This is a genomic window from Microcoleus sp. PH2017_05_CCC_O_A, assembly GCF_020738785.1.
Taxonomy (GTDB): domain Bacteria; phylum Cyanobacteriota; class Cyanobacteriia; order Cyanobacteriales; family Microcoleaceae; genus Microcoleus.
Window position 1 is genome coordinate 1 of sequence record NZ_JAEQCB010000179.1, and the last position, 11545, is coordinate 11545.

Consider the following 11545-nt stretch of genomic DNA (forward strand, 5'->3'; position numbering starts at 1 on the left):
GATTTATTAGCGAGTTATCCTGAGTTTGTGGCGGGAGTGGCTGTCGATGTGGTGCAACAAGCGCGATCGACTTTGTTAAATCAACCGTTTGTGCGAGAAGCAGGAAGTTCGGCAACGGATTTTGTAACGGATTTAACGGATGTCAAAGAAGGAAGTTCGGCAGCGGATTATGTAACGAATTTAACGGATGTTAAAGATAGAGGTTCGGCAACGACAGCGGTTAATCAGTTTATCAGAATACCAGAAGTTGCAGGGAATAGTTTAGTAATAGCTAAAATTGAGTCCGTAAAGATTACAGAAAATAAATCTGCTGCACCTTCTATACCTGCGCCGATTCTCCGCAAAAAACCAATTCCTTATTCACAATCTGTCTTTTTGCCGATCGCCCCAATCGAACTCTACTTTGACATCGAAGCCGAACCGGAGTTAAATTTAGATTATCTCCACGGAGTATTAGTTGTTGACAGGTACAACAACACTGAAAAATTCCACGGCTTCCTGGCAGAATCACCGGCTGAGGAAGGTGCAATCTGGGAGCAATTTTTAGAACTAATGTGGGCTTATCCCATTGCTCCGATTTTCCACTTTTGTGACTACGAAGTCAAGACTTTTAAGCGACTGGCTAAACTTTACAACACTCCAGCTTACTTGTGGAAGCCTGTGCTGAAAAGGTTTGTGGATATTCACAAGCAAGTGACGCAGCAAGCGATTATGCCGGTGGAAAGTTACGCACTCAAACCCATTGCGCGCTGGTTGGGTTTTGACTGGCGCGATGCTAAGGCTAACGGTGCTCAGTGTGTCTGTTGGTACGATGATTGGCTCAAAACGGGCGATCGCGATCTCTTGGAGGCGATCGTCCGCTACAATGAGGACGACTGTCGCGCTACTTACATCGTTAAAGATTGGTTGACTAATTTTTTGTTGAGTCAGAAACAGTAATTTTCTGATTGAACGAACCGCGAAGACGCAAAGGCCGCGAAGCAAGAAAGATAAGAAGATAGTAAGATGCACAATTTAGGGAAAATACTTATATTTATTGCCTGTTTTTTGATGGCAGCAACTGTTGCTATTTTTGTCAATCTTTCGGCCCAATCTTTCGCTGTTACCAAAATAGATTTTATCGGTAGGGCAATATTTCCAACAGGTTCTCCCTTTGGGGGGACAGAAATTGGCGGACTTTCGGGAATTACCTATGATGCGGAGAAACAAGTTTATTATGCTATTTCTGATGACCGCAGCAGCAAGGCTCCGGCGCGCTTCTATTCTCTGAAAATTAACTTGGCATCTGGTAAGCTGGAGAAAGACAATATTGAATTTACTGGTGTGACGACTTTATTAGATGAAAACGGTAAAAGTTTTCCCGAATTCAGTTTAGATCCCGAAGGGATAACTTTTACTGGCAAAAGCGTGTTTGTTTCTTCTGAGGGAGATGTCGATCGCCAAATCGCTCCTTTCATCAAAGAATTCTCCCTGGATGGTAAACTGCTGAAAACGCTTTTAATTCCTGACCTATTTTTGCCCGATGCCAAAGGCACCAAAGGCATCCGCAACAATCTCGCCTTTGAAAGCTTGACTTTAACTGCCGATCGCAAATACCTATTCACCGCCACCGAAAACGCTACAGTTCAAGATGGCGCCGTAACTTCCCTGGAAAAAGGCAGCCCGTGCCGGATTTTGCGGTACGATGCTGCGAGTGGCAATCCAGATGCCTCCTTTGCCTACATCACGGAACCGCTACCCCCTGGTGCCAATCCTGTGGGAAAATTAACTAGCAACGGTTTAGTGGATTTATTGGCGATCGACGACAAGCGCTTGCTGAGTTTAGAGCGCGCTTTCTCCCTGGAAACCGGCACGACGATCAGAATTTTTGAGATTTCTTTGGAAAAAGCCGATCGCATTGAAGCACTCCCAAGCCTCAAAACCCGTATCAGCGAGGTTTCCCCCGCCCAAAAACGGCTGCTGCTGGATTTGGAAACTCTGAAAATTCCCCTAGACAACATTGAGGGCTTGACATTTGGCCCCGATTTAGCCGATGGTACCAGAGGCCTGATTTTGGTAAGCGACAACAACTTCAGTCCCCTGCAAGAGACTCAAATTTTGGGCTTCCAAATAAAAGTTCAAAAAACCTCTTGACAAACGGTGCAGTTATCTGCATAATAGAAATTGTGCCTGAAACAAAGGCAAAACGAGGGACAGTAGTTCAATTGGTTAGAGCACCGCCCTGTCACGGCGGAAGTTGCGGGTTCGAGCCCCGTCTGTCCCGTTCTCTCGTAGCAAAGCTTTTAAAGTTTTGATAGATTTGTCGGATCTACCGCTAACGTAGTTTGCGCTCAAAATCCGCTCAAAATGAATATTAATCCGTCAAAAGATAGGAAAGCGATCCGGCTTCAATTTACTGTTGAGGGCGCTAGGTTTTCGTTCTCGCCTTTGCCCGGTGGAAAATGGGAGAATAAGCGCGATCGGCAATTGGTCGCAGCGATCGCCACAAAAATCGAAAATGATATTCTTGCTGGAAATTTTGATCCATCCCTAGGAAGGTATCGCCACAAGTTATCTGCCGCTCAAACTCCGCTTCGGGTAAAAGCTAATCCCAAGATTTGCTGGCTTGAACTTTGGGATGCTTGGGTTGTTTCTCTTGACTTGCCAATTTCAACCGCAGCAGATCATTATGCTTGTGTCCGAGCCATGCTTGTAAAATCGGGAAATCCTTCGCTTGATAATACTGAATGGCTGCAAATTAGTGAGTTGGCTGCGAGCACGTTTAATCGCAGATTGTCTATGTTGCGATCGTGCTTGTTGTGGGCCGTAGAAGAGGGCTTGATTAAGCCAGCGGATAATCCTTTGAAAAGGGTTCGCTCTCGCACGGCAACAGAAGATGAGCGACAGCGATCGGACAAGAAAAAAGCGCCATTGTCAGACGCTGAAATCGAAAAAATATTAAATTACGTCGATCGGGTCTATATCACTTACGCACCGTTTGTGCGATTTTTACTTTTTTCGGGAGTGAGGACTGGGGAAGCTGTCGGGTTAACTTGGGACAGTGTTGATTTAGAAAAGCGCCTGATTTTTATCAGGCAGTCGGTGTCTCGGCAGCGGGGGAAATACCAGAAAATTTGTAAATCTCCCAAGACCAAAGAATCTGTCCGCACTTTGAAGATGTCCGATCGTGTCTTTGTTCTTTTTAGCTCAATAATTACCGAGAATGCTTGTGGTCTAATTTTTAAAAGCCCCAAGGGGCAAATTATAGATCATGGCAATTTTCGTTCTCAATGTTGGATGCCCACATTATTGTTTTTGGATATTCCTTACAGAAAGCCCTACGCTACGCGACACACTCTTCTGAGTCAAGCCCTTGAAAGTGGCTTGTCGGTGCCACAAGTTGCTCAAATTGCTGGGCATCGCGACGGTAAAATGATCCTTCAGCACTACGGCCACGTTATAAATCAGCCACAATTGCCTTAGTTATAGTTAACCGAGAGTGGAATTGACTTGATGCCGGATTTTGCGATCGCCTCCATGCGATCGCAAAATCTCTGCCATCCCGGGAAATTTTTCAGTACGATGCACCCTGCACTTCCCGGCACGTTAGCATCAAAGTGGATGCCTAGCTCGCTTCTGACATGACCGGACTCTGATACCGGGTCAGGTGTTATGTGAAAGAAAAATCCTTCAATTCCTCGTGTGGGGAGCCAATAAGGCACCGTTGGGATTTGGTACTCGAAACCACTAGGAATCGGGCCTTTTCCTCTCGCCCATTCATCGCCTGGTTGTTGCCACTGAGTGCATCCTGAGGTGGCTGAATATTCAATATATCCCTTGTCGGGATAAGTTAATTTCAGGCTTCCATAGATTAAGTCGTTAGATGCCGCTAAAGACATCGTAAAGGCGAGTGAATGGCGCTTCATATAACTCCGTTATTTTTGCAGGGGTGACGGAGCCAAGAAAGCTCCTATGACGGCAATTATTGTAATTATTAATTCAATTAAGCTTGGTGGAATTGGCTGCGCCTCTAATATTACAATTATCAGTCCTAGGCAAGAAACGAAAGCGCAAAGACATATACAAAACAATGCAATACGTAGTGAGATTTTGTCCATTAGTCTTTCCTGTTCTGGAATGTAATTTTGGAGACCCAATCGAGAATTTGAGCTATTTGTTCCCCTTGGAATTTCACCTGTTGAGCTTGCAATTTCATTTGCTGCGCCATGTGTTCCCGTTGCTTGACTGCTTCCTTTATCTCTATTTCCCTTAATCGAATTTCTTCTAAGTGTTCTTTTCTTTGCTGTTTTCTGGCTTGCCAGAAACTTATCGACAACCCAAGAAAAGCGACGATTAGCCCAAGGGAAGCAATTACGGTGGTAGCAATATCTGCCTTGATTAGGTCAACGAGCTTCTGCATTTTGAAGGGTCAGGTATTCTTTTACAACCACTGTTGTGTTAATGAAAAGTAGGGCCGCTGTAGGTACTGACTTCACCAGTTCTTCATCTATCTGAAGAAATCTCGGAGGTGTTGAGCAAAGAGCTCCATTCCATGTAAATGGGTAGTATTTGTCTTTCCCGCCGTCATAGACTCCCCATCTTCTTAGTCCAAACGGCTTGGCTTGCCAGTGCACCAAGCAAAAACTGCCTGCGAGGTGGAACTTGTCAATTATTGGATTGAAGTCCATCTTTAGCTCGAAGTCTGGGAGGTGTGGGTATGTTAGTTTTACCCGCCCTTTCTCTGTTTCTGCAACTACAATTGGTTTCATTTTTCTTGCTGACCATATTGATTCAATGATGGCGAAATACGGATTTCGCCATCATTGAATTGGGAAGTGCTACGCGACTGGTTGTTCAGTCTGTCCTGTTTGTACTGGAGCATCAATCTGCTCGCCGACCTGATTGACTAGGTTTTCTAAAGCCATGATGGCTTCGTTAAGCGAGGCTTCGTTTTGCCCAGAACCCCCGGTTCTTTCGTCCACTTGTTTCGTGTAATTGAAGTTGGCAGAAATTGCGGCTAAAATTACCCGTGCGAATCTTGGTTCCATTGGTTTAACTGGGTTTGATTGTTTGCTTGACTGGCTATCAAACGTATCTTTGACGTTGACTAGCTTCGTTTATTTTAAGGTATTTGTTGTGGATTGTCCACTAGGTTTTCAAGTTGTTCGGTGATGTCTTCTAACTGCCCAATAATATCATCAAAACCTGGGCTGCTATCGTCACTTACAGCGATGATTCGACAGTGGAATCCTGTCGAAGGGTTTATCAATAGGCGCATCGAAAACAGGTCGTTCCGATATCGAAAACTTGGAATCCGAATGAAGTCGATTGTGTTTATAGAGCCCTGAAAAGCACACAGTCTTTCAATCAATGGTGCTTCTTGTATTCGAGAAAATAAAGCTACCGCTACCTCGACGAATTCCCCTGTTTTCACATATTCACCCGTGTCATCGGACTGGAACACCAAGAACAATGTGTTCGGCGGAAACCAGTCCGTGTAAACCGGAGTAGCGGTGATGATTTGCGTGTCTATAATAACAGTAAGTGCAGGCATTTAGCCATAGTTTTCGCCGTGATAGGTCAAGCTCAAAGGGGATTTTGGTGATAAGAATGTGCTAGTAGAAGTATAATCGTACACCTCTTTTATTTGTTCGATTTGATTGTTGTCCCCTGGCGCGTAGGGGACGACAATCTTAAAGTTACTCTCGCCAGTCTTGTTGTCAGGTGAGCCGAAACACGCGGAGATATGACGCGGTTCCGCATTGCTAAGACGGTCAATCGTTGGGTTGTTGGTTGCCACTTGACGGGCTAAGAGTGACGGTGTTACGGGAGTTAATTCGTCGCCATTCTCATCGTAATATTGCCTTTGGTTGATTAAAGCGTCCTCTAAATTGTCCTGAGTGTATCTAATTTTTAAATCTCTACCCCTGACCGTTCTGCGCGTGTTAATTTTGCTGGCGCTACTCACTCAGACTCAACACCTACGATACAGACGTTTTCCACGCCGGACATCTCAGTATCATCCAAGAAATCGACGGCGGATTCGGCATCGTCAAACGACAGCAAATCGCACAAATCCGGCTCAATAGTGTTAGTTTTAGCTTCACGCAAATCTATCCAGTTAATAGAATTGCCCGACGCGCGCCGGACGGATTGATTCGCCCCAAAAAAGGAAATGATACCATCCGAATTGCATTCGGTTTTGAGTATGATAAATCTCATAAGTCCCTCAAGTTTAATTGAATGCGTTCTCCAATATTTTTATTGGTGACAATTTCTGGATTTTGGTTTATCTCATTCCAGAAATCAAGCCATTCCGGGGTTCCGGGTTGAAATGGATATTGGATTTTGTGTCCCTCCCCCGAAGCATCCCAGAGTAGCGCTTCCCTTGGTCGAACTGTTCGTGGCAAAGCGCAAAATCCTGCGCTTTGTGAAGAGTTGCTTTTGAATATTTCGGGCAAAAAAGACTCTTTCGCGAGCACCGATAACGATGCGAAAAAATAAGTTTTGCCCGTGTCCGTGACGTAATTTGCCCGGTACAGCATTACGGAGTAGCAGTAGGGAGAGCAGTGGGATTTTTAGAGGAAAATCGCTTGTCCCACTCCCCTCTGTATCCCAGGCACATTGTGTGCGGCACGGCTCGCAGCGCTAATCCACAAGCCCTAATCAATTCAGGATCGCGACTGCTCATGGGAACGAGCATTTCAGATTTTGCGGCCTTGATCTCTGAAGCCGCACCTGGGGTAGCCCCATCAGCTTTCTCGACAACTCTGCGGTTCTGTAGCATCACTACCCTGAATCGCCTGTGCTCGAAGGTCACTTGTCTGAATCCAGGGCATCTGGCACTTGACGTGTTGATTGGACCACCACTTGCAGTTAAGCAGTTGTTGATTGCTGTTGCGTACTGGGCATAAGGGATATTTCCTGCCAAGTTGGTAGCCATCTTGAAGGCTTTTGAAGCCATTTCAAACGAGCCGTCTGTTTCGTAGTTCATGGTACCCACATACGACGTTTCCTTCTCGCCTGCGTCGGTGTCCGTTATGGGTAGTGGCACAGGAGGCAACACGCTTGATGTGGGATCTAGTAAATCGATGATATTCCGCCAAGTCTCACCTTCAAGTGATACGCAAATAACCCGAGCAATTTGATTTAATTGGCCTGCAATAGTAGCCGACGCTGCTACTAAGTTAGTTTTGCTGGGAACAGGGATACTCACTGTTTTCCCCGCTTCAAACCAAAACTTAAGTTTTCTCGGGCTCCACGAGTATCCCTCTTCGTCTTCGCAGGGCACCCCCCTGGTATTGATCACGGTTCCGCCGACGGCGGCAATGATCGCATTAATCATTGCATCAGTGGTGCCGTCCGGTATCTTGAACGTGTATTTGTAATTAAAAGTTTGAGTCGCCGTACCCCAGTCAGGAAGATAATTGTTTCCCCGGAAGGTAATGCCTTCAGGCCTTGCCATCGTTAGACCTCACTTGCTAATTCAAGTGCAACTGGCATCAGATCGAAGGCCAGATTGTACGACTGCCTTAACGTGCCAGGGGCTACATTAAGCCCGGAAGCGATCGACGGATTAGGCTTTGTAACCGTCGCTTTGGTAGGCCGCGCTGTTGGTGCTAGAGCCGTTAATGCTGAGTGAGTGCGATCGACAATTTGCCGAATCACCTCCATCCCATTTCCTGTTGTGGCATTTGCCTCAGTCTCTGAGAGGCCGGGGAGAGATGTGAGGGGAATACGGATTTCGCCAGCAGCCGTGTCGAAGGTATATCCAGCGAAAATCTCGTTCGGTGCAATTTGCATAAGTCGAAAGTCGAGGTGATTTATTGACTCTTCAAGCCTAGCGAAAAGCGCCGTTCATGTCCGTTTTCTGAAGCAAAAACGACTCGTCGGGTTTAAAGGTAAAAACACTCGACGACCAGTTCGCGATGGTAGTTTCAGACGTTGATATGTAATAGGACAATATGCCATAATTATTTAAATATTTATTTATTGTAGGCAGCCCTTATGCAGTCAACCTTGATGACGGTAAAGATAACGAGCGACCTTCTGCTCAAGCTCAAACAGCGAGCTCTGAACGAAAAAAAGAAGATGTGGGAGGTCGTGGCAGACGCATTAAATAAATATTTAAATACATAAATATTTTTATAAATATCAATTTATGTTACCCGTTGGTCACTCGGCGAGTGTTTTTCTTATCTTGTATAAATGCGAAGAAAAAACAAGAAGCATTGCAAAACCTACCCCAGCACTTTTTATGCAGGTGCCGGGGCGCAGGCAAATCCGCCTTCTTGTATTTCGCTTCGCAATTATTGTGCTAAGTATTTTTTGAGCAGACCGCAGGTTTTGCGATTGCTTAAGAAAAAAGAGTTGTGCGCCGTAAGTTTCAAGAAAAATCTTTTTATTATTGATAAACCACCGGAGGAATAATGGGAGCAATTTACAATTTAAACCCCACACAGTCTCAGCAGCAGCCCCCCCTATCTCGAAATGCAAAAACCCCCGTTGCTGTCAGTGTTACTACAACAGCATCGGTTGCGCTTGCTGCTAATGCTAACAGAGCGGGTTTCTCTTTTTATAATGCAGGTCCCGCCACCATTTTTATGCGCGAGGGTTCGACAGTAACCCCTCTCCTTTATGGACAGCCAGTGCCTGCCGGGTATCACTATGATAGTGAGCCAAGTGCTTTTCGCTATACGGGGGCTGTGAGCTTGGTTACGGCGTCTGGGACGGCAAGTGTGATGATGAGCGAGGCCATTGTTTAATGGGGACAATTACTAACTTAAATAGTGGTGTAGTAGGTTTTCAAGTTAAAGTTGTAAATACAACTATTCCTGCTATGGCATCAAGTCAGACGGGTGTCGATCTTGCCTCGGTTTTTGGCGCCAACTTCGATTTATCGAGAATCAGGGGCGTAAGTGCGATCGCTACTATAGGCACGGGTTTTCTCCGTGTTGTTCCTGGAGGCATTGGCTTGCCGGGGCATAGTTACTTCCTGTCAGTATCGAATACTTTTCTCCTTGTTCGCACAACGACCGACTCTGCGTCGATCCTGGGGATACCAGTAAGAGTTATTATTTGGTATGAATAATCATGCCTTCTGAACCTTTATTCACAAACTTTTTCGGCGCCGGCGCAACCCAAACCGCCACTCAAGTCATTATCCTAAAAAATGATTTAGTTGCACCAGTGGGAATTGTGCCAAGCTACACCTTCACCCCCGCTGCGGTCAATAATGCCGAGTCAACGGCATTGGCTGTTTTCTTGAGGTGGCAGCGCAATCAAGACCAGAGCACGGATTCTCAATTCCGTATTTCTCCCTTCGAGCAATCGCTCGAATTTCAGTTCAATAAGTGGTTGCGAAGGTATTCTTGTCAAGTTGAAATTTGGCAAGACGATGCAACGTCTTCGATACCAAATCCCAATTCAATATAATAACTGTCAACTATGGCGATCGACAAACCTTTAACGACTTTTTTCGGCCCTGGGGCTACTCAGACCGCGACTTCTGTCACCATTTTGAAAGCCGACTTGGTGAGCACTCGCAACCCGCTGGGCTTTGTTGGCTTAACGGCAGCCGCCAATAATACAAGCGAGAGCATTATTGGAGCTATGTTCCTTCGTTTCAACGAGCAGCAAGACACCTCGAACGACGCGCAGTTTGCCATTTTCCCGCAGGGGACTTCGATCATCAACGAGGTATCGGATGGGGTGAGCAAGCCCTTCACCCAGTACATCTTCACGGTTCGGATACTGGAACCAAGATTGACTGAGACGCCAAATCCTAACTTGATTTGATTCGGAGAAAACAATGGCAGCAGCATTCACGAACCAACCTCGATCGACCAGTTGGGGCAAGGGAATTTTTCCTCAATGCAACAACAGCAATCTGGAAACCCGCAGATGCAGGGATTTGGGGGGCAGCCCGGAGGGATGAATGGCAATATTTATCCACTCGGGCAGCAATTTGGACACACCACGATTTATGCCGTGGTGGAGAGTGGGCAACCTATCATCATCGACCCTAAAACAGGTGAAAAATATCCCCCGGGCTATATTCCCACTATTCAAGATCCAAACACCTGGGAGCAGTGGCAACCCGGACAATCCTGGGCTGAAACAATGGAGCTGGCTAATGCGGAATTTTCGGAAGGAATGAGGCAGGCTGTAGAAACTCTTGTAAGGCCGGGCGAAGAAGCGGCCGCCGAGACGGCGCAGGGATTCTTGAAAGACTTGAGTGGCGCTGCCAACAAGTGGGCGGGACAAGCCTCTCAGAATTTGTATGGCAAGGACAACAAAACCCTAAAGGACATCCAAGCACGAGCTAGCGAAGCCGGGAAGCAAGTAATCAATCAAGCCCCACAAGTTGCACAACAAGCCATGAAACAAGCCCCACAGATTGCCCAGCGGGCGGGGCAAACGGCGAGTCAAGTAACAGGGCAAGCTGCTAAATTTTTCAGCGGGAACGGTAGCGCAGCCCCCGCCAGCGGTGGTGAAATGAGATCGGCTCTTACTTCTGTTGCAGGCAATCGTGCCTTTGTCTCTGGAACTACTAGGAGGAATTAAATGGCGATCGATATGCCCGATCGAATTGCTCAAATTGCCGCAAAAATAACGCCCGCCGCTACGGTATTGGGAGTGGGCATTAATTACCAAGGGTACATGGCCTCAGTTCGCTGCATGGCATACCTGGATTCTATCAGTGAAACGTTCGCCCCCAATATTTTGCCCACGGATACGGAATCGCAAAAAGAACAGAAAAATCAATTCTTCAGAGCCAATCCCAAAAAAGGGTTGATGGTCTATTTGCGAAGTCCCACAAACCAGGATTTTGAGGTGGGGCTGATAGACCTATACAACGTCAAGCCTGTATTCTTGGCCGGGATAGACGAATACTTCTCTGGAATCACAATATACGGGATAAGATTCGGGTGGCGAATTATCGCCAAAATAATAGATCGCGGATTTGGGTTGTTACAAAACAATACTGGTGCAGGGAAACAGAATGATTGGCTGTCTATAACCGGGTATGTGGAAGAGAAATCCGGCTTGCTTCAAGACCATAACAACATTGTTTACAATTTTATCCAGTAATGCTTAATTGTTGTAATAATTTAAATAGAAGCCAGTCGGGTTCTTCGGGAGGACTGACAGAAGATGTTACTACTACAGCCACCATTGGGACTTCTTCGACTGCCATCCTATCAGCGAATGCAAGCCGAAAGCTCGTAAAACTTTATTTAACTTCTTTATCTAATCCTGCGGGAGAATGCTGGATTAGATACGGGGCTGGGGCGACACTGGCAAACTCAGCACATCCTTTGCCTCTGCGACATTTGTTGATAATTGATGAGCAAGCTGCAAATGCAATTTCCGCTATTTGCTCCCCTGGAACAGCTCAATTGCGGGTAAGCGTCGCGAATGCCTTATGAAGAATTTTGGAGTGTATCAGCCGCCTTCTGGGATCGAAAATGTTAGGCGATCGACGCAGATTAATTCAATTAATAATTTGAACAATCCTAGGCGAAGATTTGATGAAATGATCGAGCAAGGATGGGGAGGCAAC

The 11545-nt window shown here is 46.1% G+C and carries 18 protein-coding genes and 1 tRNA gene; 10 read left to right on the plus strand and 9 right to left on the minus strand.

The features are described 5' to 3' along the window. From JGK20_RS29515 to JGK20_RS29530, 4 genes are all read left to right on the plus strand, one after another. Positions 1 to 939: TM0106 family RecB-like putative nuclease (locus tag JGK20_RS29515; RefSeq protein ID WP_293233135.1), on the plus strand; the 939-nt coding region annotated here is incomplete at its 5' end. Between the two features lie 66 nt (positions 940 to 1005). Beyond that, positions 1006 to 2133 (plus strand): esterase-like activity of phytase family protein, encoded by a 1128-nt coding sequence (locus JGK20_RS29520; RefSeq protein ID WP_293179383.1) that lies wholly within the window; start codon positions 1006 to 1008, stop codon positions 2131 to 2133. A 56-nt stretch (positions 2134 to 2189) separates the two neighbouring features. Beyond that, positions 2190 to 2263: transfer RNA gene (locus tag JGK20_RS29525), tRNA-Asp, on the plus strand. Between the two features lie 83 nt (positions 2264 to 2346). Continuing rightward, entirely contained in the window at positions 2347 to 3462 is a 1116-nt protein-coding gene (locus JGK20_RS29530) for a site-specific integrase (protein WP_293179386.1), read from the plus strand. On the opposite strand, the gene JGK20_RS29535 is transcribed toward JGK20_RS29530, so the two are convergent. The 9 genes from JGK20_RS29535 to JGK20_RS29575 all read right to left on the minus strand — a co-directional run bounded on the left by JGK20_RS29535 (position 3459) and on the right by JGK20_RS29575 (position 7782). Next, positions 3459 to 3905, minus strand: coding sequence for a L,D-transpeptidase (locus tag JGK20_RS29535; RefSeq protein ID WP_293179389.1), 447 nt, complete (start codon positions 3903 to 3905; stop codon positions 3459 to 3461). The genes JGK20_RS29530 and JGK20_RS29535 overlap by 4 nt on opposite strands. 191 nt (positions 3906 to 4096) lie before the next feature. Continuing rightward, a complete protein-coding gene (locus tag JGK20_RS29540) occupies positions 4097 to 4399 on the minus strand; it encodes a hypothetical protein (RefSeq protein ID WP_293179392.1) in 303 nt (100 codons plus the stop codon). Next, positions 4383 to 4748 carry a hypothetical protein gene (locus JGK20_RS29545; RefSeq protein WP_293213945.1) on the minus strand — a complete coding sequence of 122 codons (366 nt, stop codon included), beginning with the start codon at positions 4746 to 4748 and terminating at the stop codon, positions 4383 to 4385. Before JGK20_RS29545 ends, JGK20_RS29540 begins: the two co-directional genes overlap by 17 nt. A 69-nt stretch (positions 4749 to 4817) precedes the next feature. Continuing rightward, complete coding sequence (locus tag JGK20_RS29550; RefSeq protein WP_293213943.1) at positions 4818 to 5027, minus strand: hypothetical protein; 210 nt, start codon at positions 5025 to 5027, stop codon at positions 4818 to 4820. Positions 5028 to 5101: 74 nt separating this feature from the next. Beyond that, complete coding sequence (locus JGK20_RS29555; protein ID WP_293223612.1) at positions 5102 to 5533, minus strand: hypothetical protein; 432 nt, start codon at positions 5531 to 5533, stop codon at positions 5102 to 5104. Then, positions 5534 to 5947 (minus strand): hypothetical protein, encoded by a 414-nt coding sequence (locus JGK20_RS29560; protein ID WP_293233137.1) that lies wholly within the window; start codon positions 5945 to 5947, stop codon positions 5534 to 5536. Beyond that, the gene (locus tag JGK20_RS29565) at positions 5944 to 6201 is read right to left on the minus strand and encodes a hypothetical protein (protein ID WP_293218724.1); all 258 of its coding nucleotides are present in this window, start codon (positions 6199 to 6201) and stop codon (positions 5944 to 5946) included. The genes JGK20_RS29560 and JGK20_RS29565 overlap by 4 nt, the downstream gene beginning before the upstream one ends. Positions 6202 to 6523: 322 nt before the next feature. Then, positions 6524 to 7444, minus strand: a complete 921-nt coding sequence (locus JGK20_RS29570; protein ID WP_293233139.1) for a hypothetical protein — start codon at positions 7442 to 7444, stop codon at positions 6524 to 6526. 2 nt (positions 7445 to 7446) lie between these two features. After that, positions 7447 to 7782: a hypothetical protein gene (locus JGK20_RS29575; RefSeq protein ID WP_293233141.1), complete on the minus strand. Its 336-nt coding sequence runs from the start codon at positions 7780 to 7782 to the stop codon at positions 7447 to 7449. A gap of 961 nt (positions 7783 to 8743) precedes the next feature. Between JGK20_RS29575 and JGK20_RS29580 the strand changes: the two genes are divergently transcribed. The 6 genes from JGK20_RS29580 (at position 8744) to JGK20_RS29605 (ending at position 11411) form a co-directional block, all read left to right on the plus strand. After that, on the plus strand, positions 8744 to 9070 hold the full coding sequence (locus tag JGK20_RS29580; protein ID WP_293218720.1) for a hypothetical protein: 327 nt from the start codon (positions 8744 to 8746) through the stop codon (positions 9068 to 9070). Positions 9071 to 9072: 2 nt separating this feature from the next. Further along, positions 9073 to 9414: a hypothetical protein gene (locus tag JGK20_RS29585; RefSeq protein ID WP_293213936.1), complete on the plus strand. Its 342-nt coding sequence runs from the start codon at positions 9073 to 9075 to the stop codon at positions 9412 to 9414. A gap of 12 nt (positions 9415 to 9426) precedes the next feature. Continuing rightward, positions 9427 to 9777: a hypothetical protein gene (locus JGK20_RS29590; protein WP_293233143.1), complete on the plus strand. Its 351-nt coding sequence runs from the start codon at positions 9427 to 9429 to the stop codon at positions 9775 to 9777. 75 nt (positions 9778 to 9852) lie between these two features. Further along, positions 9853 to 10545: a hypothetical protein gene (locus JGK20_RS29595; RefSeq protein WP_293233145.1), complete on the plus strand. Its 693-nt coding sequence runs from the start codon at positions 9853 to 9855 to the stop codon at positions 10543 to 10545. Next, positions 10546 to 11073, plus strand: coding sequence for a hypothetical protein (locus JGK20_RS29600; RefSeq protein WP_293233147.1), 528 nt, complete (start codon positions 10546 to 10548; stop codon positions 11071 to 11073). Beyond that, on the plus strand, positions 11073 to 11411 hold the full coding sequence (locus JGK20_RS29605) for a hypothetical protein (protein WP_293233149.1): 339 nt from the start codon (positions 11073 to 11075) through the stop codon (positions 11409 to 11411). The genes JGK20_RS29600 and JGK20_RS29605 overlap by 1 nt, the downstream gene beginning before the upstream one ends. The last annotated feature ends 134 nt before the right edge of the window (positions 11412 to 11545 follow it).

Coding starts and splice junctions, on each gene's coding strand:
- JGK20_RS29520 (WP_293179383.1), top strand. CDS start 1,006: ATGCACAATTTAGGGAAAATACTTATATTTATTGCCTGTTTTTTGATG.
- JGK20_RS29530 (WP_293179386.1), top strand. CDS start 2,347: ATGAATATTAATCCGTCAAAAGATAGGAAAGCGATCCGGCTTCAATTT.
- JGK20_RS29535 (WP_293179389.1), bottom strand. CDS start 3,905: ATGAAGCGCCATTCACTCGCCTTTACGATGTCTTTAGCGGCATCTAAC.
- JGK20_RS29540 (WP_293179392.1), bottom strand. CDS start 4,399: ATGCAGAAGCTCGTTGACCTAATCAAGGCAGATATTGCTACCACCGTA.
- JGK20_RS29545 (WP_293213945.1), bottom strand. CDS start 4,748: ATGAAACCAATTGTAGTTGCAGAAACAGAGAAAGGGCGGGTAAAACTA.
- JGK20_RS29550 (WP_293213943.1), bottom strand. CDS start 5,027: ATGGAACCAAGATTCGCACGGGTAATTTTAGCCGCAATTTCTGCCAAC.
- JGK20_RS29555 (WP_293223612.1), bottom strand. CDS start 5,533: ATGCCTGCACTTACTGTTATTATAGACACGCAAATCATCACCGCTACT.
- JGK20_RS29565 (WP_293218724.1), bottom strand. CDS start 6,201: ATGAGATTTATCATACTCAAAACCGAATGCAATTCGGATGGTATCATT.
- JGK20_RS29570 (WP_293233139.1), bottom strand. CDS start 7,444: ATGGCAAGGCCTGAAGGCATTACCTTCCGGGGAAACAATTATCTTCCT.
- JGK20_RS29575 (WP_293233141.1), bottom strand. CDS start 7,782: ATGCAAATTGCACCGAACGAGATTTTCGCTGGATATACCTTCGACACG.
- JGK20_RS29580 (WP_293218720.1), top strand. CDS start 8,744: ATGGGGACAATTACTAACTTAAATAGTGGTGTAGTAGGTTTTCAAGTT.
- JGK20_RS29585 (WP_293213936.1), top strand. CDS start 9,073: ATGCCTTCTGAACCTTTATTCACAAACTTTTTCGGCGCCGGCGCAACC.
- JGK20_RS29590 (WP_293233143.1), top strand. CDS start 9,427: ATGGCGATCGACAAACCTTTAACGACTTTTTTCGGCCCTGGGGCTACT.
- JGK20_RS29595 (WP_293233145.1), top strand. CDS start 9,853: ATGCAACAACAGCAATCTGGAAACCCGCAGATGCAGGGATTTGGGGGG.
- JGK20_RS29600 (WP_293233147.1), top strand. CDS start 10,546: ATGGCGATCGATATGCCCGATCGAATTGCTCAAATTGCCGCAAAAATA.
- JGK20_RS29605 (WP_293233149.1), top strand. CDS start 11,073: ATGCTTAATTGTTGTAATAATTTAAATAGAAGCCAGTCGGGTTCTTCG.